We start from the raw sequence: 21,036 nt of genomic DNA on the forward strand, positions 1-21,036 counted from the left end.
TCTACTCCCCCTCGAGCTCGCCTTCGGTTTCGAGGTACACCTGACGCAAGCCGTCGAGTGTCTTCTGCTCGGGGTGCTCCCACATGTTGCGCTCGGCAGCTTCGAGGAGCCGCTCGGCGATTCCGTGTAGTGCCCACGGGTTGGATTGCATCATGAACTTCTGGTTCTGCTCGTCCAGAACGTAGGTCTCGGCGAGCTTTTCGTACATCCAGTCCGCGACCACGTTGGTGGTGGCGTCGTACCCGAAGAGGTAGTCGACCGTGGCTGCCATCTCGAAGGCACCCTTGTACCCGTGACGGCGCATCGCGTCGAGCCAGCGGGGATTGACCACGCGCGCCCGGAAGACACGTGCGGTCTCTTCCGAAAGTGTGCGTGTGCGAACCGATTCCGGTCGAGTGCTGTCGCCGATATATGCCTCGGGCGACTTTCCGGTCAGCGCGCGCACGGTGGCAACCATGCCGCCGTGGTACTGGAAGTAGTCGTCCGAATCGGCGATGTCGTGCTCACGCGTGTCGGTGTTCTTGGCCGCCACGTTGATTCGACGGTAAGCACTGCGCATGTCGTCAGCTGCCGGGATTCCGTCGAGCCCACGGCCGTACGCGAAGCCGCCCCAGTTGGTGTACACCTCGGCGAGGTCGTCGTCACCGCGCCAGGTCTTGGAGTCGATGAGTTGCAGCAGTCCGGCGCCGTATGTTCCGGGCTTCGAACCGAAGATACGGGTGGTCGCACGCCTGGCGTCGCCGTGCTCGGCAAGGTCGGCCTGTGCGTGGGCGCGCACGTAGTTCTGCTCGTCCGTCTCGTCCAGTGCCGCGACCAGCTGAACGGCGTCGTCGAGCAGTGCGAGCACGTGCGGGAACGCATCACGGAAGAATCCGGAGATGCGGACGGTGACGTCGATGCGCGGGCGGCCGAGTTCTTCGAGATCGATCACTTCGAGGTTGACGACGCGTCGGCTCGCTTCGTCCCAGACGGGGCGAACACCGAGGAGCGCGAACACTTCGGCGATGTCGTCGCCGGAGGTACGCATGGCGGCGGTTCCCCACACCGACAGACCCACCGAGCGCGGGTATTCGCCGTGATCGGCGAGATAGCGAGCGGCGAGCGACTCGGCCATCGCCTGACCGGTCTCCCACGCCAGGCGTGAAGGAACTGCCTTGGGGTCGACGGAGTAGAAGTTACGACCAGTGGGAAGAACGTTGATCAGGCCGCGCAGCGGCGAACCGCTCGGACCCGCGGCGATGAATCCGCCGTCGAGCGCGTGCAGGACCTGCTTGATCTCGTTGTCGGTCTGCCGAAGACGCGGAACCACTTCGGTGGCCGCGAACTGCAGGATCTTCACGACGGTCTCGTCGTCGCTGAGTTGTTCTGCCGCAGCGGGGTTCCAATCGGCGTCGTACATGCCGCGAACCAGTGCGTGCGCCTTTTCCTCGACGTCGTCGACACGGTTGCGGGACTCGTCGCCGTCTTCGCTGAGCCCGAGAGCTTCGCGCAGACCAGGGACGCTCTGTTCGCCGCCCCACATCTGACGGGCACGGAGCATAGCCAGGACCAGTTCGATTTCGGCGTCGCCCTCGGGTGCGCGGCCGAGAATGTGCAGGCCGTCGCGGATCTGGACGTCCTTGATCTCACACAGCCACCCGTCGACGTGCAGGAGCATGTCGTCGAACACGTCTTCTTCGGGACGCTCCGCGAGGCCGAGGTCGTGGTCCATCTTGGCTGCCCGCATCAGCGTCCAGATCTGCTGGCGAATGGCCGGCAGCTTGGACGGGTCCAGTGCGGAGATGTTGGAGTGCTCGTCGAGCAGTTGCTCGAGACGGGAGATGTCGCCGTAGCTTTCGGCGCGGGCCATCGGTGGGATCAGGTGATCGACGAGTGTCGCGTGGGCACGACGCTTTGCCTGTGTTCCTTCACCCGGGTCGTTGACCAGGAAGGGGTAGATCAGCGGCAGGTCGCCGAGGGCTGCGTCGGTGCCGCAGTTGCTGGACATGCCGAGCGTCTTGCCCGGCAACCATTCGAGGTTGCCGTGCTTGCCGAGGTGCACAACGGCGTCGGCGCCGAATCCGCCGTTGTCCGGTGTTGCAGCGATCCAGCGGTAGGCCGCGAGGTAGTGGTGGCTCGGCGGCAGATCCGGGTCGTGGTAGATCGCGACGGGCTTTTCACCGAATCCCCGCGGCGGCTGGACCATGAGCACGATGTTGTTGAATCGCAGTGCCGCGATGACGATTTCGCCGTCCGGATCCTGCGAGCGGTCGACGTACAGCTCTCCGGGCGCTGCGCCCCAGTGCTCTTCGACGCCGCTGCGCAGTTCCTCGGGCAGGGTGGCGAACCATTCGCGGTACTTTGCTGCCGAGATGCGGATCGGATTGCCCTCGAGCTGCTCGGCAGTGAGCCAGTCAGGATCCTGGCCGCCGGCCGCGATCAGGGCATGGATCAGCGCGTCGCCGTCCTTCGCCGCCAGGCCGGGAACTGCGTCCGGGCCGTCGACCGGACCGAGGTCGTAACCGGCAGAACGCATTTCGGTGAGCAGGTCGATTGCGCTCGCCGGAGTATCGAGACCGACCGCGTTGCCGATGCGGGCGTGCTTGGTCGGGTACGCCGAGAGCATCAGAGCAACGCGACGCTCGGTGGTGGGAATGTGGCGCAGCTTGCCGTGACGGACCGCGATCCCGGCGACACGGGCGGCGCGCTCGACGTCGGGGACGTACGTGGACAGTCCGTCGGAGTCGATTTCCTTGAAGGAGAACGGGACGGTAATGATGCGGCCGTCGAATTCCGGCACCGCGACCTGGGTCGCGACGTCGAGAGGCGACAGTCCGTCGTCGTTCTCGTCCCAGGTGGCGCGGCTACTGGTCAGGCACAGCCCCTGCAGGATCGGGACGTCGAGTGCAGCGAGTGCGGCGACATCCCAGGCTTCGTCGTCCCCACCGGCGGACGCGGTAGCGGGCTTCGTGCCACCGGCAGCGAGAACTGTCACGACCATGGCGTCGGCGCGGCGGAGCGTGCTCAGAAGTTCGGCTTCAGCGGTTCGCAGAGATGCGCAGTAGATCGGCAGCGCGGTGCCACCGGCCTCGGCGACCGCGTCGCACAACGCCTGGATGTACCGGGTGTTGCCGGCCAAATGCTGAGCACGGTAGTACAGAACTGCGATGACCGGACCGCTCGCCGAGTCGAGATCGGGCGCGAAATCAGCGATGCCCCAGGAAGGCAGGTGAGCCGGCGGCTCGAAACCGTGGCCGGTGAGCAGGACCGTGTCGGACAGGAAGTGGTGCAGCTGTGCCAGATTCTGTGCGCCACCCTCGGCCAGGTAGTTGTGCGCCTCGGCAGCAACGCCGGCGGAGACCGTCGAGCACTCCATGAGGTCGGCGTCCGGCGCGTGCTCGCCGCCGAGAACGACTACGGGGAGTCCGGAGGCGAGGACCATGTCCAGGCCGTCTTCCCAGCTGCGACGGCTGCCGAGGATACGAACGATCACGAGGTCGACGCCGTCGAGCAAGGGCGGCAAGTCCTCCGAGACCAGCAAGCGTGAGGGGTTGGCCCAGCGATAGGAGACTCCGTCGCCGGCTTCCTGGCTGGCGCGGGCGCTCAGCAGATCGGTGTCGGACGTGGAGAGCAGAAGAATCACGGGTGAAGCCTTCCTGGGGTTTCGCGCCCCGTGGCACAGATCTGTCATCGACGGCGGTTGAGGGTCTGACTCGTGTTTCCGAGCGGAAACACGTCCCGCTCGAGCAACACTCACAGTGGCGCGACCGCACCGGACTTTCACCGGTTTCCTCAACTGCCGTCACTGGTGGTGGTGATGCTACCGGTCCGCAGAAGGCACTCATGACAGGTCGTACCCTGGAGCCATGCCCACGGACCGTTCACAGCCAGACGCGTGCCCGGGTGCACTGCAAGTTCACCACGCCGCCGACGGCGCATTGGCACGCGTGCGCCTACCCGGCGGACTCCTCACCCCCACCCAGTTGCAGACGCTCGCCGACGCGGCGCGCGATCTCGGCAACGGGCAGATGGAACTCACCTCGAGGGGCAACGTACAACTGCGCTCGGTCTCGGATCCCGAAGCCTTCGCAGCGCGAATCGCGTCGGCCGGCCTGCTGCCGTCCGCGACGCACGAGCGAGTGCGCAACATCCTCGCGTCCCCACTGTCCGGCCGTATCGGGGGCGTAGCCGACATTCGTGAACTGGTCCACCGTCTCGATTCGGCGATCCAAGCAGATCAAGCATTGGCGGATCTGCCAGGGCGAACCCTGTTCACCCTCGACGACGGGCGCGGAGACATCACCGGGCTACGGGGCGATTTCGGACTCCATGCGCGCAGCGCCACCGAGCATTCACTGGTGCTCGCCGGTCACCACACCACTCATCTCGTCCAGGCGGACGACGCCGTCGAATTGCTCCTCGAGGCGGCTCGATCATTCCTCGACGTCCGCGACAAGCACTGGCGCCTGGCCGAGGTTCCGGACGGAATCGAACGCACCCTCGAGCAGCTGGGTCTGAGCGCCGAGTCCACCGTTGCGGCGGACCTCACGCCGGATGCACGGCCCACTATCGGCTGGCTCGAGCAGCGCGACGGGACCGTAGCTCTGGGCGGCGGCCTGCGATTCGGGCTGCTCGACGCTCGGCTGGCCGAGTTCCTCGCCGCCGTCGACAAGCCCGTCGTCGTGACGCCGTGGCGATCGGTGCATATCTTCGACCTCGACGAATGGGCAGCCGAGCAGGTAGTCCGGGTGCTGGCACCCATGGGGTTGATCTTCGACGAGAACTCACCGTGGCTCGAGGTCACCGCCTGCACCGGAAGTCCGGGATGCGAGAAGTCGCTCGCCGATGTGCGCGCCGACGCGATCACCGCGGTCGAGCAGGCAGAACTTCCGGTTGTCGGGCGCCAGCACTGGGCCGGGTGCGACCGCAGCTGCGGACGTCCCCGCGGGGACGTAGCGGATGTGATCGCGACGGGTGACGGTTACCGGGTGAATCCGCCCGATCGGTGATGCCTCTATCGTGTGGCACATGATCGAGTACATCCGTGACGGCGCGGAAATCTATCGCCAGTCCTTTGCCACCATTCGGGCCGAAGCCGACCTGAGCCGTTTCCCGGCGGATGTCTCGCAAGCTGTAGTGCGCATGATTCATGCAAGTGGCCAGGTCGATCTCGTCGACGACGTCGCCTTCACACCCGGTGTCGTCTCGGCTGCGCGCGCAGCTCTGCGCGACGGCGCGCCGATCTTCTGCGACGCCCAGATGGTGGCTGCCGGCATCACGCGCAAGCGTCTGCCCGCCGGCAACGACGTCATCTGCACCCTCGGCGATCCGCGGGTTCCCGTGCTGGCGTCGACCATCGACAACACTCGCTCGGCGGCTGCTCTCGAACTGTGGGGAGCCAAGCTCGAGGGCGCTGTTGTCGCGATCGGAAACGCACCCACCGCACTGTTCCATCTTCTGAATCTCATCGAAGCCGGCGCACCCCGTCCGGCCGCCATCGTCGGAGGTCCGGTCGGCTTCATCGGCGCTGCCGAGTCGAAGGAAGCCCTCATCGAACACGCCAGCGGGATCGATCATCTCGTTCTCCGCGGCCGACGCGGCGGCAGCGCGATCACCGCCGCCGTCGTCAATGCGATTGCGAGCGAAGTCGAATGAGTGCAGGCAAGCTCTGGGGTGTCGGTATCGGCCCCGGCGATCCCGAATTGGTGACCGTCAAGGCCGCCCGCGTCATCGGCGAGGCCGATGTGGTTGCGTTCCACTCCGCGCGGCACGGCAAGAGCATCTCCCGCGGAGTTGCAGCGCCGTACATGCGCGAAGGACAGATCGAAGAACACCTCGTCTACCCCGTGACCACCGAGACCGTTGATCATCCCGGCGGATACCAGGGCGCGATGGACGAGTTCTACGAAGCAGCTGCCGAACGGCTGGCAGTTCACCTCGCGGCCGGTCGAACCGTCGCGTTGCTCGCCGCCGGCGATCCGCTCTTCTACAGCTCCTACATGCACATGCACAAGAGACTGGCCGATCGCTTCGACGCCGAAGTGATTCCCGGCGTCACCTCCGTCAGCGCGGCATCTGCTGCACTCGGAAAGCCGCTGGTCGAGGGTGAAGAGATCCTCACGATCCTGCCCGGAACGTTGCCGCAGGCCGAGCTGACCAGGCGGCTCAAGGAAACCGACGCCGCGGCCATCCTCAAGCTCGGACGTACCTTCCCACCGGTCCTCCAATCGCTCGAGGATTCCGGTCGCCTCGGCGAGGCCCACTACGTCGAGCGCGCGAGCACCACACGTCAACGCGTCGAATCCGCTGCCGAGGTCGACCCGGACGGAGTTCCGTACTTTTCGATCGCCATCGTTCCGAGCCCGTCGAACAACCCTCGACCTGCGACCGAGTCTCGCGGCGAGGTGGTCGTGGTCGGACTCGGGCCGGGCGACACCGCCTGGACCACACCCGAAGTGGCGCATGAGCTTTCGTTGGCAACCGACCTCGTCGGCTACGGCCCGTACGTCGATCGCGTGCCGACGCGTCCGGGCCAGCGTCGCCATTCCAGCGACAACCGCGTCGAAGCGGAACGCGCCGCGATGGCGTTGGACCTGGCGAAGAACGGCGCCCGTGTAGCTGTCGTCTCGTCGGGAGATCCCGGCGTATTCGCCATGGCTGCAGCAGTTCTCGAAGTTGCCGCCGAAGACCAGTGGCGCGGCGTGCCGGTCCGCATCCTTCCCGGCATGACGGCGGCAAACGCTGTCGCCAGTCGCGTCGGTGCTCCCCTCGGGCACGACTACGCGGTGCTCTCGTTGTCTGATCGCCTCAAGCCGTGGGATGTCGTCGCGCGCCGTATCTCGGCAGTTGCAGCCGCGGACATGGCGTTTGCGGTCTACAACCCGGCGTCGAAGTCCCGGACGTGGCAGGTCCAAGCCATGAAGGACCTCGTGCTCGAGCACCGCTCCCCCGAGACTCCCGTCGTCATCGGCCGCGATGTTGCCGGTGCCGAGGAATCAGTTCGCGTCGTGACCCTCGGCGAGCTCGAGCCTTCCGAGATCGACATGCGGACGCTGCTCATCGTCGGTTCGTCGATGACAACCGTCGTCGAAACCGGTTCGGGCCGTCAGGTGTTCACCCCGCGGCGCTACCCGGAGTGAACGCCGCACGGCGATAGCATGGCGTCATGCCCGTCAACCGGACCCGGAAAGCAAGATACGCGCGTAAACGGAAACGCCGGATGGATTTGGTGGAGCACGATCTGTCCGTCGAGCAGTGGTCCGCGCTCAAAGCGGCCTGGGGTGGCTGCGCGTACTGCGGCGAGTCGGACGAGTCGCCGCAACGTGACTGCGTGCTGGCGATCTCCCGCGGTGGGCGCTACACACTCGACAACATCGCACCGGCGTGCCGCTCGTGCAATGCAAGCAAATGCAACAGCGAGGTCACTCTCTGGTTGCGGCGCAAGGGGTATGACGAGAAGGCCTTCCTCCTGCGACACGCGGAGATAGGGATCGAGATGAGGGCGCAGTTCTCGGAGCAGTCGTGACGACCCCACACGAGTTTCGCCCGATCCTCGACGAGTTGATGGAGTTCGAACCTCTGTTTCACCGAACTCGAGTAGCGATGTCACGAGACGAGTTCGATGCGGTCGTCGACCCGCAGTTCCGGGAGATCGGAGCCTCCGGCGCTCGATACACCCGCGACTACGTGCAGTCGGTAGTTGAGCGCCGACGCCTCCGCGGCGAGGTGAACGACGCCGCCGAACTCGGGTGGACGGCCGACCGGCCAGCGCTGAGCCGGATTGCGCCTGACACGTATCTGGTGACGTACCGGCTGGCGCAAGCGCAACGAGTTACCGAGCGATCATCCATCTGGCGGTTCACCGAGAATCGATGGAGCGTGTTGTTTCATCAAGGCACAGTCGTCGAAAGTGGTCTGGAAGCGTGAACGAATCGACCCCCAACCCCACCATTCCGCTTTGGATGGACATCACCTTCACCGTCTTCGTTCTTGCCTGGATCTTCATCACGATTAGCGCGCTCGTGGCGATCGTGTGCACCGATTTCGACCGCTTGGGGAGCAAATTCTGGTGGTCGGCACTGGTGATCGCGGTGCCTGTACTCGGTGCGCTCGTCTGGTTACTGTTCGGTCGACCCCCGCGTGACTCCAGGTCCCGAACCTGATCTACACCGACGGCCCGGCAGTAGTCTGAGTACGGTCCGGTGCTGTCACTCTGCGCGTATCAGGGGAGAACAACGAGATGAGACCACTTCGATACTCGATCAACGTCACCCTCGACGGCTGCTGCCATCACGAGGCGGGGCTTCCACCCGACGAGGAGTCGATGCGCTACTGGACCGCTCAGATGGAACGAGCCGATGCTTTGCTGTTCGGCCGGGTGACCTACGAGATGATGGAGTCGGCGTGGCGGCGGCCCGCAACGGGGGCGTGGCCTGACTGGATGGACGAGTGGGAGATCCCGTTCGCCGAGGCAATGGACCGGGCTAAGAAGTACGTCGTGTCGAGCACGCTGAGCGGGGTCGATTGGAATGCCGAACTCGTGCAAGGCGACTTGGGGTCAGCGATTCAACGGCTCAAGGAGCAGCCCGGCGAAGGTCTGTGGGTTGGCGGCGTGACACTCCCCCTGGCATTGGCAGACCTGGGACTGATCGACGAGTACGAGTTCGTTGTGCAACCGGTCCTTGCCGGACACGGACCGACGTTGCTCGCCGGTCTGCACGAGCGCATCCAACTCGAACTCGTCGATCGCCACGAGTTCCAGTCGGGTGCAGTCGCCGTGCGATATCGGCCCACTCAAGTACCGCCCCCAGGTCAGGTATCGGACGGTTAGTCGACGCATGGCTGGACATGCGCGGTTGAAAGACATGTCGTCGCCTCAGGTCGGACACGAGAAAGTTTCCAGTCTTGTTCGATGTTCGGTATTGACCGGACACTCGGCACAGCACGAGCATTAGCCACCGAAGTCTCCGGACAATCCTCAACGAGATCGAAGCATCGAACTGGATCACGAACAAGTTCGTTCCGCCCGGCGGACCGTAAGGACCACTCGTCGCTATCGAACACTCTGGCCCCCTATTCCACGGGCACTGCACCTCGAGCTGTAAGCACCCCCGGTCGAGGGCCATGCTTGCGCGCGCCCTCGCGCGCCTCAACAAAAATGGCCAAGCTGGACGGCTTCTAGCGAGCGAAGGATCAAAATCGTATCGGCGTCCGACACAGGCCGGACGCCGATACGTGTTCACGTCAGCTCACAGGAGCGCCACCGCTCCCGCCGAGGTGGCGGGCGAAGAACCGAGCCGAACTGTCGCGCTCGTAGTCGGGCACCGGATAGTGCCTGCCCGAGTAGGCGTGCAGCGTCTTCTCCTTCGAGCCGAAGGCATCGAACAACGCTATCCCCGACGTGCGGTCGTAATCCTTGTCGTCCCAAGGGATCCGGTACTCGACCGGGACCGCGAGCTTTCGTGCCGCTTCGATGAGGGAGTCGTCCACAAAAACTCCCCCGAAGCTCACGGCAGCGATCCTAGACTCGACCGAGGCCAACATCAGCCCGGTCACGACCCCTAGCGACACGCCGCCGAAGCCCATCGGAGCGTCGGCGTCGACGTCGGGCAGCGTTTGCAGAGCGTCGATGGTCACCTGCCATTCCGGCACTGCACGCTCCGCCAACGATCGGTTGTACTCGACGACGATCGGGGCGATCGGTTCGTGGGCCGCCCTAGCCTGGTGGATCGCCTCGACCCACTGTTCGTCCTGTGTGTTCCGCGGCCGGTCGCCGTGTCCGGGCGCGTCGATCGCGGCGACTGCGAACCCGTGGGAGCTCACACTGTGGAGTGCGCTGGCAACAAGTCCCGGCGCCTTCTTGTGCATGCCGCCGGAGTGCCCGGACAGCAGAAGTGGTGATTCGACAGATCCGGACGCGAGTGACCAGAGCACGCCGGTGATGTCGTCTACAACGAAATGGCGTTCGATGACACCGTTCGACGTTGTCTCGGAAGTGAATTCGATGGTCGGAGAATTGGATTGCATGGTGTTACCTTTCGGGATTGCCTACTCGGGGCGCTCCCGGCGACACCTACGTCAATCGCCGATCCGTGAACACGAGTGGGAGCACCCACATGGTTACAGCGTTCATGGGTCTCACCTCCTGGCGTGTTGTCACGGTCTCGCACAAGCTATCAACCCCAACCGAAGCTCGTCCAATCATTTTCCGGGCCACTGATCCGACAGACGGCCCTGCCAGTTCTACGATCGTGTGTAGTAGATTCCAAATGACAACCAACCGGTCGTTATGAGGAGTCTGATGTCGGTCGATCCAGTTCTCGCGCAGTACAGCGACTACGCCTTCGCGTCGTCTTTCGCGATTTACGTTCTCGCCCTGGTTCTTTCCGTCGTCGACTTCTCCAGCACACCCCTCTCTGCCACGGTGCGACCGGCACTCGCACATGCCGGAAGTGCATCGAATCCTGCATTGCCCGGCCGGATCGCATTGCTGCCGAATCGAACCCGCGCCCATCGTGCGGGTCGCGCTGCCATGTCTCTCATCGTCGTCGCCCTGGTCCTCAACGTCACCGCGCTTGCACTTCGCGGCATCTCGACGCACCGATGGCCTCTCGGAAACCTCTACGAGTACGCGCTTTTCCTCAGCGCGGCATTGGTGGCATGCTGGCTGGTCATTCTGCGGCGGTGCCCGATTCGATCGTTGACCATCTTCGTTCTGTCACCCACCGTGGTGCTTCTGTTCGTCGCCGCCGCAAGCATGTATGCCGAGGCAGCGCCGGTCGTACCCGCTCTTCGTTCGTACTGGATCGGCGTGCACGTCACGATCATCGTCGCCGCCTCCGGCATCCTTACGTTCGCAAGTTCGGTCAGCGCACTTTTCATGATTGCCGAGGTGGGCCCGCAGTCGAAGAAACGCGCGTTGCGTTGGATTGCGGCACGACTGCCGTCATCCGAATTGCTTGACCGCGTGGCCTACCGAACAACGGTCGTCGGGTTCCCGTTGTTCAGCATCGGGGTGATCTGCGGGGCGATCTGGGCGGAGGCCGCGTGGGGACGTTTCTGGGGCTGGGACCCCAAGGAGACGGTCTCGTTCATCTCCTGGGTTCTCTATGCCGCGTACCTCCATGCGCGCGCTACCGCCGGGTTGAAGAACATGCGTGCGGCATGGATCAATGTTGCTGCGCTCGCCACCATGCTTTTCAACATGTTTGCGATCAACTACGTCGTGTCGGGATTGCATTCGTACGCTGGATTGAATTGACGCCTACAACGGGTCAGACCCGCGATCGGGCGACGCTCTGGCGGACGGCACGGATGTAGCGGCGCGTGACAAACGCCTGTACTCGACGTCCGATCGGAGCGCCGAGACGTACCCACCACGTTCCAGGCTTGGAGAATGCGACGATCTCGATACGAACCGCTTGGCTGGTCTCGTCGAACTGGACGACAAACAACTCCTCCCCGCATTCGGGGTGGCCTGCGCGGGTTCCGTACGCGAAGCCCTTGCGATTGGGTTCGTCTACGACATAGACGATCCGAACGGGGATAGTTACCGGACCGAGTCCGAAGGTCGCATCTTGACCCGCCACGGCGGTCGGGGCTGCCGTCCGTACGGCCAGTCCGGCTCCGCGGTGCATTCCCCAATTCGCGACGGTTCGAGCGGCAACCTCGAAATCCTCCCGTCCGGATCCGACCGTCGCGCTCTCGTGAACGTGGTGATAGCCGGCGGGGAGAACGCCTGACGTTGCGCCCACCTCGAGGTACGTCAGCCCGTCCGGGCGGGACGCCATCATTGCTCGCGTCGGTGGCTGAGGATGTTGATCACGTGGCCGTCGGGGTCGGAAGCGAAGAACCTGCGGACACCCCACGGCTCCTCGGTGACGGGATAGACGATGGTGTCGCCGCGCTGCACCGCGGCCTCGTACGCCGCGTCGAGATCATCCACCTCGACGGAGACGTCCGGTACTACGGGCGCATGAGCGTCGTGCGTCATGATGCTGATCTGCAATGACGGATCCGTCGGCGAAGCCAACGTCACGATCCACCCGTGATCCATGACAACTTCGAGGCCCAGCACTTCGGTGTAGAAGCGCTGCGCGGCCTCGAGCGAACTACTCGACAGATCCGAAACTATCCGCGTGACGGCCATGTCCCGCAGGTTACGCCGCCGCCGGAGTCCACCGCGACTTGACGAGGCGCTCGATGTCACCGGAAAGTTCGTCGCTGACGATCCCCGGAAGCAGGATCTGCCACATCTCGTCGACACGATCCGGAAGATCCGAGCGTCGGGTGAGAACGTTCGAAACCAGCTGTACCCCCGTGAATGCCGAGGGCATGAACCTGCCGAACGACTCTGCGCTGACCGATTTTCGGATTTCACCTTCCGCCTGAGCTCTGGCGGTGAGATCGGTGATTGCCGAGATCCATTCGGCGTACGGTTCCACCGGCCCCTCGTACGTGCTCAGTTCCAGCGTGAGGCGAATGCCCGCGCGAACGATCGGCTCGTCGACAATCTGGCGTGCCATTTCGTGCGTGAGCATGATCATCTGTTCCAACGGGTCCTTGCCCGTCGCGGAAATCGCCTGCACCGACTCGATCGAGAGCCGATGCTGTTCGGCAATGATGAACTGCGCGAGCTCGTCCTTCGACGCGAAATGGAAATACAACGCGCCCTTGGTAGTACCGGCCCCCGAGACTATGTCGGCCATGCTGGTGCTGCCGTAACCAGTCTTCTCGAACTGCGCGGCCGCGCCGGCAACGATTTGCTGCCGAGTCAGCTCGGCGCGTGCTTGCTTGACCACTGAATCCCTCTCGTCCTCCAAAGGCCCCCGCCCAGCAAACCCCACGGTTCGCGCCACATTCCAGCTATACCCAAAAACTTCACAATTGCCCCACATTACCAGCGCTCCTTCCATTGCTTCAATTACGAATGCAACAAAGTCGCTGGTCAGACGTCCGATTTAGAGGGAATCTCCTCTCCCCAACGTGCTTTCGTCAACCCGCGCACGGTCCACCAACTCTCCGACGAGGAGCGTCAACTCCATCATCTGGTCGGTGATTTCCTCACGCAGCTGCGTTGCATCCGCCTCGGAAATCGCGCCGGACTTGGTATCGAAAGACATCAACAACTCGATATTGGTGCGAAGTGCAGTCAAAGGAGCCAGAAGGTCCTGGCCCGCTTCGGTGATCAGACTTCTCTGGCGTGCCCGCGATTCCGACAACGTCCCGAGCATCCGATTGAAACTGACTGTCAACGACGCCAACTCGTCGTCACCGGTCACCGGGATCGGCGCAAGATCATCCGTTTCGGCGACCCGCCGCGTCGCCGCAGTAAGTCGCGCGATCGGCCGTAATCCTGTGCGTGCCACAGCATCTCCGGCCGCGTAAGCTAGGGCGATTCCGGCCGCCCCGAGTGCCGCCAACACCACTGCCAGTCGCTTGAGTACCGAACGCGTCGGCCCCAGGGATTGCGCGACAACCAAAGTCTGGCCCGCAACCGAGGGCTCGACAAGAATTCGATACGCATCAACCGTCGCGATTGTCTGCGACGAATTGCCGTCTGCGATCGACCTGATGGCGTCTGCGCTCGTGCTGAACGGCGGCAGACCGGGAGTCGCCGTCACCAAGGCGCCGTCGGCAGTAAGAAGCCCCACCGCCTGGATGACCGCTGTATCCGCGCCGGCCGTCAATCCCAGAACCGGTGTGACACCGCCGAAATTGACGGTGTCGGTGATCGCGTCACTCGTGCGCTCGAGTTGCCGATCGACGTTGCCTTGCAAATACGCGTTGAACACTATGTACACCGCCGACGCCGACACGATCACCGCGATCGCCACCAGGCCTGCAGTCAGCAATTTCACGCGAGCATGGAGCGTCCGCACGTGAATTCCCGATGGTTTTCGACGGCTCATTCCGGGAACCGACACTCTCATGCGCGGTCCCGCAGTGCGGCGTCGAAAAATCCCAACATCCCTCCAGTATGGTCACGGAACCTTAGACGAACCTGAAGCGAACGCGATGTCGGCCTCACAGCGCCGTTCCACGACCGAAAGCCGTGAGCCAGTCCATCGCCTCGGCTTCGGTATCGAATGCCGGGACGGTCGCCGGGATCGGTGGTCGTTCGACGACGATCACCGGGATCGACAATTGCCTGGCTGCGGCGATCTTTGCGTACGTCTGCTCGCCGCCACTGTTCTTGGTGATCACGACGTCGATGCTGTGAGTTCGCATCAGATCGACTTCCGCTTCGATGTCGAATGGACCACGTGCGAGCAGCAATTGCGAGTGAGGCGGCAATGTCCCTGAAGGCGGATCGATCGAGCGGACGAGAAACGAGACGCTCTTCACGCGGTCGAACGCCGAAACTCCTTGCCTCCCGATCGTCAGAAAAGCGCGTGAGCCGACCGTCGGCACCAACTCTGCGGCGTGATCGAGATCGTGTGCCGAAAGCCAAGTGTCACCGAGTTGCTCGCGCCAGGGCGGGCGTCGGTACATGGCGTACGGCACGGAATTCGCAAGGCACGCTTCGAACGCATTCTGGGTGATGCGAGCGGCAAACGGATGCGTGGCGTCGAGCACTGCACGAATATCATTGGCCGACAACCACTCCGACAGCCCTTCGGCTCCCCCGAACCCGCCGATACGCACTTCCCCCTCGGGCCATCGAGGATCACGAACCCGGCCGGCCAGCGATGTGACAACCTCGAGGTCGGCTGAACCGGCCAAGCGAGAAGCGATCACTCGACCTTCGCCTGTGCCGCCGAGCAGGAGCACGCGACGACGAGTACCTGTCGAGGTCAGTGTGTGCTTCTCTCGCGCGCTGCCGAGTAGAGGTAGCTGTCCGGAAACCCCTCCGCAGTCAACACTCGGCCGACGATCACGACGGCCGTCTTCGTGATGCCGGCCGCATGAACAAGTTCGACGATCGTCTTCAAAGTGCCTCGAACAACGATCTCCTCGGGCCGTGAGGCGAAGGCGACCACCGCGACCGGGCAGTCCTCGCCGTAATTGTCGGCCAACTCGGATGCGATCTGTTCGATGCGATGAGCGCCGAGGTGAATCACCATCGTCGCGCCGCTGCGGCCGAGGGACCGCAGATCCTCGCCCTCCGGCATCGCCGTCGACAAGGTGGAGACTCGGGTGAGAACAATGGTCTGCGAGACGCCTGGGACAGTCAGCTCGCGCCCCAGCGCGGCTGCAGCCGCGGTAAATGCAGGAACACCGGGAATCATGTCGAAATCGACTCCTGCGGCGTCCAGGCGACGAGCTTGCTCTGCCACTGCACTGAAGATCGACGGATCACCGGAATGCAAACGCGCGACGTCCAGCCCAGCGGAATCCGCTTCGACAAGAATCGCGGTGATCTCGTCCAGGCTCAGCCGAGCAGTGTCCACGACCTGAGCTCCGACCGGGCACCACTCGAGCAACTCCGCTGGAACAAGGCTGCCTGCGTACAAGCACACAGGGCTCGCAGCGATGATCCGTTGCGCGCGGACAGTGATCAAATCTGCCGCACCGGGACCCGCACCGATGAAATGAACGGTCATTGTGTGGATTCCTCCGGCGTATCTGTGTCTGCGCCTGCAGACGGCTGACGTTTTGTGACGGACCATTGGACCACCGGAAGTTGCGGTCGCCAAACGTTGAACGTTCCCAACGGCTCGGCGCGCTGCACCTGAAAGCGTCGAAGCGTCCCACCGTGGCGACTCATCCAGCCGAGCAGCAACGATTCGGACTCGGCGGTCACGGCATTCGCGACCAGACGACCACCCACGCTCAACTGCTCCCAGCACGCTTCGAGCATTCCCGGTTGCGTGACGCCGCCGCCGACGAACACCGCATCGGGACGTCGAGTTTCGTCCGCAAACGCCTCCGGCGCGTCCCCTTTCACGTTCAACGCGGGCACGCCGAGATTGAGTGCATTGGCACCGATCTGCGACACGCGGCTCGCCACCTTCTCGAATATTGTTGCAGTGCAACGTGGGTGAGTTCGCATCCACTCGATGGCGACGGTTCCCGACCCACCGCCCACGTCCCAGAGGTGTTCTCCCGGCGCCGGGGCAAGCGCGCACAACGTCAACGCACGGATCTCCTGCTTGGTCATCTGACCGTCGCCGACAAAAGCAGCATCCGGTAGCCCCGGGATTCGAGTCAGCCGCAAGAGAGGATCGGCCGCGATGCACTCGACGGCCAGAACGTTCAACGCGTCCACGTCCTCGTCCGCGTGATCCCACTCGTCTGCGACCGTGACGGTCCGCGATTCCCCGGCCCCGCCCAGCTGGGCCAGCACGGTCACGATCGATCGACCGAAGCCCGCGCCGGACAACAGACGTGCCACCTCCCCCGGTGTCGAGCGCCCGTTGCTCAACACCAGCAGTCGCGCACCGTCAGTCACGGAAGCCAATACTGTCGCCGAGTCTCGGTTGACCAGGCTCACGACGTCGATCTCGGCCGATGCCCATCCCATTCGCGCGCTCGCCAACGCCGCCGACGACGGGTGGGAGATCACTCGCACGTTGTCCGCGCCGAGCAGCCTGACCAATGTGACACCGAGACCGTGGAACATCGGGTCACCGCTGGCGAGCACGCATACTCTGCGGTCCGCGTTCTCGGCGAACATCGACGGCAACGCCGGAATCATCGGAGACGGCCAGGTCAGCCTGGTGGGCGCACGCCGTGCCCCGAGATGTGTCGCCGGGACCAAGTCCAATTGGCGCGGCGACCCCATCAGGACCTCCGCGCCCAGGATTGCGCCCTTTGCGCTCTCGGACAGCCCATCCCAGCCGTCGGCGCCGATGCCGACGATCACCACCGGGTGTGTGGTCATCGCGGCATCCGGCGCCAGATCGTCTGAGGCAGAAGCCGCATGACGAAGAACACCGGCTGCAGAATTCGCGGTACCCACACACGCGTCGCCCCGGAGTTCAGTCCCCGCACGACGGCGTCCGCGACCTGCGACGGAGTGCTCGACATAGGGGCAGGCGACATTCCCTCGGTCATCTTGCCGATGACGAACCCTGGCCGTACCAGCATCAATTGGACGCCCGAACCGTGCAGCGCGTCGCCCAGACCGCTGGCAAAACCTTCCAAGCCGGCCTTTGCGCTCCCGTAGACGTAGTTGGCGCGGCGAACCCGGACGCCGGCGACGGACGAGAACACCACGATCTTTCCGGTTCCCTGTCGGCGCATGATCTCCGCGAGGTGCGTGAGGATGCTGATCTGCGCCACGTAGTCGGTGTGCACCACCGCGACCGCATGCGCCGCGTCGGTTTCGGCACGCGCCTGATCGCCGAGAATTCCGAAGGCCAGCACTGCAACCGAAATCCGACCGTGCTCGGCGACTACGGCGCCCAGGAGGTCTCCGTGCGTGTCGACGGCGTCGGCGTCGAACTCGACGGTGGAGACGTCGACAGCGCCGGCATTTTTGAGCATCTGCTCCTGGTCCGACAGCTCTCCGCTGCGTCTGGCAGCCAGAACGATGTTGCGGCCCGGCGCGAGCCTGACCGCGATCTCGAGGCCGATCTCACTTCGTCCGCCGAGGAGCAGTACCGTCTCGATGTCATTCACGTTCGCACCCGCAGTCACCGCTCCAGTGTCCTGGATTACCGTCGTGGCATGACGCTCACCCCCTCCACCACGCCATCGTCACAACAGACTCTCACCGAAGACGGGCTGAAGTTCGTCGGTGAATACCACCTCGCGACACTCACGACGTTGCGTCCGAACGGCACCCCACACGTCGTTGCCGTCGGGTTCACCTGGGACCAGGAAGCCGGAAAGGCGCGCGTGATCACCAGCGGTGGCTCACAGAAGGCGATCAACGCAGCGCGTGGCGGATACGCCGCCGTCAGTTCGGTCGACGGTGGCCGCTGGCTCACGCTCGAGGGGCCGGCACGCGTGCTCACCGACGCGGACTCCGTGGCCGACGCCGTTCGGCGCTATGCCGAGCGGTACCGCCAGCCACGGGTCAATCCCGCGCGCGTGGTCATCGAAATCGACGTCACACGCATACTCGGGTCCGCTGCGTTCAAGAAAAGCTGATCAGGCGAGGACAGTCAGGCCGTGCGGACGGTTGTTGAACGACTCGCAACCGTCGGCGGTCACGACGACGATGTCCTCGATACGGGCACCCCAACTGCCGCGGAAGTAGATTCCCGGTTCGATGCTGAAGGCCATACCTTCGACGAGTTCGATGGTGTTGCCCTCGACGATGTACGGCTCCTCGTGCACGGACAGCCCGATACCGTGACCGGTGCGGTGAACGAATACCTCTGCAAGCCCTTGTGCGGCAAGCACTTCGCGGGCTGCAACGTCCACGGATTCTGCGGAGACTCCTGGCCGCACCGAATCGACCGCAGCCTGCTGCGCCGCCTCGAGTACCGCGAACTGTGCGGCAACCTCCGCGGACGGCTGCCCCATGCTGTACGTGCGAGTGGAGTCCGAGTTGTATCCGGGCTCGACCGGTCCGCCGATGTCGATGACCACGATATCGCCGCTCTCGATCACCCGGTCCGAAACCTCGTGATGCGGATCGGCGCCGTGCGGGCCCGAACCGACAATCACGAACGCGGCCTCGGTGTGCCCCTCTTCGAGAATCGCCGCCGAAATCGCTTCGCCTACTTCAGCTTCCGTACGTCCGACGACCAAGAACTCGGCCATGCGGGCGTGAACACGGTCGATGGCCGCACCGGCTCGCCGCAACGCCTCGATCTCGGCGCCGTCCTTGACCATCCGCAATTCGCGCAAGACGCCGGTGGCGAGAATCGGCAACGCGCCCAAGGTGTCTGCGAGCGGGATCAGATGCAGCGCAGGCATCGCATCCGTCACCGCCACCTTCGCGCCGGTCGGGAGTTGCGCCGCCACAATCGCATACGGGTCGACACCGTCGACCCAGTCGAGGACGGTCAACCCGAGATCGCCCACTGCCGATTCCTTCAGCGACGCCAACTCCAACCGAGGAAGTACGACGGATGCCTTCGCCGTGTCCGCGGCGATGACCAACGCGGTCAAGCGCTCGAACGAGTCAGCCCGAGAACCTGTCAGGTACCGAAGATCCGGACCTGGAGTCACCACCAGACCGTCGAGACCTGCTGATCGAGCCAACTCCGCGGCGCGAGCGATACGTGCGCCGTACACGGCGCTGGAGAATCGGGAATCCTGTTCGGCTGGAGACGTCATGGCTTACAGGTTAGTGCCGACTGGCAGGATGGTGACCATGAGTGGGCCATTGCTTCTCCTCGACGGTGCCAGCCTGTGGTTTCGTGCGTTCTACGCGCTGCCCGAGTCATTCGTCGACCCCGACGGAAGACCTGTCAACGCCGTGCGCGGTTTCACCGACATGGTTGCTTCCCTGATCACCAAACACCAGCCGAGTCGTCTCGCCGTGTGCCTGGACTTGGACTGGCGACCGCAGTTCCGCGTCGATGCAGTCCCGACGTACAAAGCGCATCGCGTCGAGGAAGGCTCTGACGGTGCGTCCGAAGAAGTTCCGGACACGTTGACGCCTCAGGTCGACATGATCATGGACGTGCTCGCTGCAGCGGGTATCGCGACGGCGGGTGCAGTCGGACTCGAAGCCGACGACGTACTGGGAACGCTTGCCGCCACCGAGCGCGAAGATCTCACCGTCGTCGTCAGTGGTGACCGAGACCTACTGCAGGTCGTCACCGACGAGTACGTGCCCGTCCGTGTCCTGTACGTGGGCCGTGGCCTGTCCAAGGCGGAACTCTTCGGACCGGTCGAGGTTGCGGAGAAATACGGAGTCCCCGGTGACCGTGCGGGCGAGGCTTACGCCGAACTCGCGGTACTGCGCGGAGACGCCTCCGACGGTCTACCCGGCATCAAGGGTGTCGGTGAGAAGACTGCGTCGACACTGATGCTCCGTTACGGCTCGTTGGCCGGACTTCGGGCGGCCGCAGCTGATCCTGAATCGGATATGGCCAAGGGGATTCGCGCAAAACTGACCTCACCTGAGGCAATGGCTTACCTTGATGCTGCGTTGCCGGTCGTACGAGTGGTTCGCGACGCGGACGTTCAGTTCTCGAAGGACGACCGACTCCCGGCGACCCCCGTCGATCCCGCACGCCTCGAGGAAGTGGCGGCCTCGCTCAACATCGAGCGCTCGGCCGGCCGGCTTGCCGCCGCGCTCGAGGCTGCGGCGGCAGGCCGTTCCGACCAATAGGGCGTCAGCTCGGGCGGCTGACCTCGTACGTGCCGTTGTCGTCGACAAACGTCACGGTCACGTTCGACTTCACACCCGCGATCGAAAGCGTGCAGGTGAACTTGTTGCCTGACTTGACTTCCTGGTCCGCGGGGCACTGAACGTTGCTCACGTTCTTCGCCCCGTAGGACTCGGTGACGATCTTCTCGACGCCGGCCTGAGCCGCGCTCTGATCGAGTGTGTTCTTGCCGAAGACTCCGAACACCAGGGCCACCACGACAGCGGCAAGAACGACGAGAACGCCGATCGCACCGAAGATCAGGGGCTTCTTCGACTTACCCGACTGGTTTCCGGGCGCACCGGGACTCGGGAACGGCTGAGCCTGGTTCCACTGGTTCTGCTGTCCCGGAGTCTGCCCGGGGGCCGTGGCGCCCCACGCCTGCTGCGGTGCGGCAGCCGGAGGCTGACCCCACGCCTGGGTTGCGTCAGGTGACTGCTGTTGCCCGGGCTGACCCCACGGCTGTGCGGGAGGTTGTTGCTGGGGTTGTCCCCACGGCTGTTGCTGGCCGGGTTGTCCTTGTCCAGGCTGTTGCGGCTGACCGTACGCAGGCTGACCACCCGGCTGGCCGTAGGCAGGTTGTCCCCACGGCTGTTGCTGGCCGGGCTGCTGACCGGGCTGCGGTGTTTGACCAGGCTGACCCCACGGCTGTTGCTGGCCGGGCTGCTGACCAGGCTGCTGTTGTCCGCCCGGCTGCTGAGGATTCTGCCCCCACTGCTGCTCGTTCGGCTGCTGCTGATCACCAGGACCCCATTGCCGATTCGGATCGTTCGGTCCGTAAGGCCCGCTCATGTTCGCCTCCCACTCGAAATACCAGTCTGCGAATCAAACCACATAGTTG

General features: G+C 64.2%; 22 protein-coding genes and 1 riboswitch. Of the genes, 10 read left to right on the forward strand and 12 right to left on the reverse strand.

Annotation, left to right across the window (positions count from 1 at the left end; genetic code table 11):
* Position 1: 1 nt before the first annotated feature.
* Positions 2–3,622 carry a cobaltochelatase subunit CobN gene (cobN, locus tag RA302_RS14900; protein WP_030536358.1) on the reverse strand — a complete coding sequence of 1,207 codons (3,621 nt, stop codon included), beginning with the start codon at positions 3,620–3,622 and terminating at the stop codon, positions 2–4.
* Between the two features lie 63 nt (positions 3,623–3,685).
* A riboswitch (cobalamin riboswitch) is annotated at positions 3,686–3,771 on the reverse strand.
* 74 nt (positions 3,772–3,845) lie between these two features.
* Between cobN and cobG the strand changes: the two genes are divergently transcribed.
* The 7 genes from cobG (at position 3,846) to RA302_RS14935 (ending at position 8,809) form a co-directional block, all read left to right on the forward strand.
* The gene (gene cobG, locus RA302_RS14905; RefSeq protein ID WP_230358677.1) at positions 3,846–4,988 is read left to right on the forward strand and encodes a precorrin-3B synthase; all 1,143 of its coding nucleotides are present in this window, start codon (positions 3,846–3,848) and stop codon (positions 4,986–4,988) included.
* Between the two features lie 19 nt (positions 4,989–5,007).
* Positions 5,008–5,634, forward strand: coding sequence for a precorrin-8X methylmutase (locus RA302_RS14910; RefSeq protein ID WP_007729839.1), 627 nt, complete (start codon positions 5,008–5,010; stop codon positions 5,632–5,634).
* On the forward strand, positions 5,631–7,118 hold the full coding sequence (gene cobJ / locus RA302_RS14915; RefSeq protein WP_030536355.1) for a precorrin-3B C(17)-methyltransferase: 1,488 nt from the start codon (positions 5,631–5,633) through the stop codon (positions 7,116–7,118). Before RA302_RS14910 ends, cobJ begins: the two co-directional genes overlap by 4 nt.
* A 26-nt stretch (positions 7,119–7,144) precedes the next feature.
* Entirely contained in the window at positions 7,145–7,504 is a 360-nt protein-coding gene (locus RA302_RS14920) for an HNH endonuclease signature motif containing protein (RefSeq protein ID WP_076948440.1), read from the forward strand.
* Positions 7,501–7,905 carry a hypothetical protein gene (locus RA302_RS14925; RefSeq protein ID WP_007729842.1) on the forward strand — a complete coding sequence of 135 codons (405 nt, stop codon included), beginning with the start codon at positions 7,501–7,503 and terminating at the stop codon, positions 7,903–7,905. Before RA302_RS14920 ends, RA302_RS14925 begins: the two co-directional genes overlap by 4 nt.
* Entirely contained in the window at positions 7,902–8,141 is a 240-nt protein-coding gene (locus RA302_RS14930; protein ID WP_070162310.1) for a PLDc N-terminal domain-containing protein, read from the forward strand. The genes RA302_RS14925 and RA302_RS14930 overlap by 4 nt, the downstream gene beginning before the upstream one ends.
* 77 nt (positions 8,142–8,218) lie before the next feature.
* Positions 8,219–8,809, forward strand: coding sequence for a dihydrofolate reductase family protein (locus tag RA302_RS14935; RefSeq protein ID WP_042450962.1), 591 nt, complete (start codon positions 8,219–8,221; stop codon positions 8,807–8,809).
* Between the two features lie 413 nt (positions 8,810–9,222).
* Here RA302_RS14935 and RA302_RS14940 read toward each other — a convergent pair whose 3' ends face one another.
* Entirely contained in the window at positions 9,223–10,005 is a 783-nt protein-coding gene (locus tag RA302_RS14940) for an alpha/beta hydrolase (protein ID WP_070162313.1), read from the reverse strand.
* 274 nt (positions 10,006–10,279) lie between these two features.
* Here RA302_RS14940 and ccsB point away from each other — a divergent pair, with 274 nt between their 5' ends.
* Positions 10,280–11,239, forward strand: a complete 960-nt coding sequence (gene ccsB, locus RA302_RS14945) for a c-type cytochrome biogenesis protein CcsB (protein WP_070162315.1) — start codon at positions 10,280–10,282, stop codon at positions 11,237–11,239.
* A 13-nt stretch (positions 11,240–11,252) separates the two neighbouring features.
* Here ccsB and RA302_RS14950 read toward each other — a convergent pair whose 3' ends face one another.
* The 8 genes from RA302_RS14950 to RA302_RS14985 all read right to left on the reverse strand — a co-directional run bounded on the left by RA302_RS14950 (position 11,253) and on the right by RA302_RS14985 (position 17,562).
* Complete coding sequence (locus RA302_RS14950; protein ID WP_070162318.1) at positions 11,253–11,768, reverse strand: DUF1990 domain-containing protein; 516 nt, start codon at positions 11,766–11,768, stop codon at positions 11,253–11,255.
* Complete coding sequence (locus tag RA302_RS14955) at positions 11,768–12,127, reverse strand: VOC family protein (protein ID WP_070162319.1); 360 nt, start codon at positions 12,125–12,127, stop codon at positions 11,768–11,770. The genes RA302_RS14950 and RA302_RS14955 overlap by 1 nt, the downstream gene beginning before the upstream one ends.
* A 10-nt stretch (positions 12,128–12,137) precedes the next feature.
* On the reverse strand, positions 12,138–12,779 hold the full coding sequence (locus RA302_RS14960; protein WP_019748499.1) for a ScbR family autoregulator-binding transcription factor: 642 nt from the start codon (positions 12,777–12,779) through the stop codon (positions 12,138–12,140).
* A gap of 159 nt (positions 12,780–12,938) precedes the next feature.
* The gene (locus RA302_RS14965) at positions 12,939–13,838 is read right to left on the reverse strand and encodes a HAMP domain-containing protein (RefSeq protein WP_225320034.1); all 900 of its coding nucleotides are present in this window, start codon (positions 13,836–13,838) and stop codon (positions 12,939–12,941) included.
* 166 nt (positions 13,839–14,004) lie between these two features.
* Positions 14,005–14,751 carry a cobalt-precorrin-6A reductase gene (locus tag RA302_RS14970; protein WP_070162321.1) on the reverse strand — a complete coding sequence of 249 codons (747 nt, stop codon included), beginning with the start codon at positions 14,749–14,751 and terminating at the stop codon, positions 14,005–14,007.
* Positions 14,752–14,774: 23 nt separating this feature from the next.
* The gene (cobM, locus tag RA302_RS14975; RefSeq protein WP_003944967.1) at positions 14,775–15,524 is read right to left on the reverse strand and encodes a precorrin-4 C(11)-methyltransferase; all 750 of its coding nucleotides are present in this window, start codon (positions 15,522–15,524) and stop codon (positions 14,775–14,777) included.
* On the reverse strand, positions 15,521–16,804 hold the full coding sequence (cbiE, locus tag RA302_RS14980; protein WP_338477197.1) for a precorrin-6y C5,15-methyltransferase (decarboxylating) subunit CbiE: 1,284 nt from the start codon (positions 16,802–16,804) through the stop codon (positions 15,521–15,523). Before cbiE ends, cobM begins: the two co-directional genes overlap by 4 nt.
* Positions 16,801–17,562, reverse strand: coding sequence for an SDR family NAD(P)-dependent oxidoreductase (locus tag RA302_RS14985; protein ID WP_083291701.1), 762 nt, complete (start codon positions 17,560–17,562; stop codon positions 16,801–16,803). The genes cbiE and RA302_RS14985 overlap by 4 nt, the downstream gene beginning before the upstream one ends.
* A 30-nt stretch (positions 17,563–17,592) precedes the next feature.
* On the opposite strand from RA302_RS14985, the gene RA302_RS14990 reads away from it, so the two are divergent.
* Positions 17,593–18,018: a PPOX class F420-dependent oxidoreductase gene (locus RA302_RS14990; RefSeq protein ID WP_007729859.1), complete on the forward strand. Its 426-nt coding sequence runs from the start codon at positions 17,593–17,595 to the stop codon at positions 18,016–18,018.
* Here the strand turns inward: RA302_RS14990 and RA302_RS14995 are convergent, their stop codons facing one another.
* Positions 18,019–19,155 carry a Xaa-Pro peptidase family protein gene (locus RA302_RS14995; protein ID WP_064114375.1) on the reverse strand — a complete coding sequence of 379 codons (1,137 nt, stop codon included), beginning with the start codon at positions 19,153–19,155 and terminating at the stop codon, positions 18,019–18,021.
* A 37-nt stretch (positions 19,156–19,192) separates the two neighbouring features.
* On the opposite strand from RA302_RS14995, the gene RA302_RS15000 reads away from it, so the two are divergent.
* Positions 19,193–20,158, forward strand: coding sequence for a 5'-3' exonuclease (locus RA302_RS15000; RefSeq protein WP_003944862.1), 966 nt, complete (start codon positions 19,193–19,195; stop codon positions 20,156–20,158).
* A 4-nt stretch (positions 20,159–20,162) separates the two neighbouring features.
* On the opposite strand, the gene RA302_RS15005 is transcribed toward RA302_RS15000, so the two are convergent.
* On the reverse strand, positions 20,163–20,987 hold the full coding sequence (locus RA302_RS15005) for a DUF4333 domain-containing protein (protein ID WP_003944884.1): 825 nt from the start codon (positions 20,985–20,987) through the stop codon (positions 20,163–20,165).
* Between the last annotated feature and the right edge of the window lie 49 nt (positions 20,988–21,036).

Source organism: Rhodococcus sp. DN22, from assembly GCF_036669995.1.
Taxonomy (GTDB): Bacteria; Actinomycetota; Actinomycetes; order Mycobacteriales; family Mycobacteriaceae; genus Rhodococcus_F; species Rhodococcus_F erythropolis.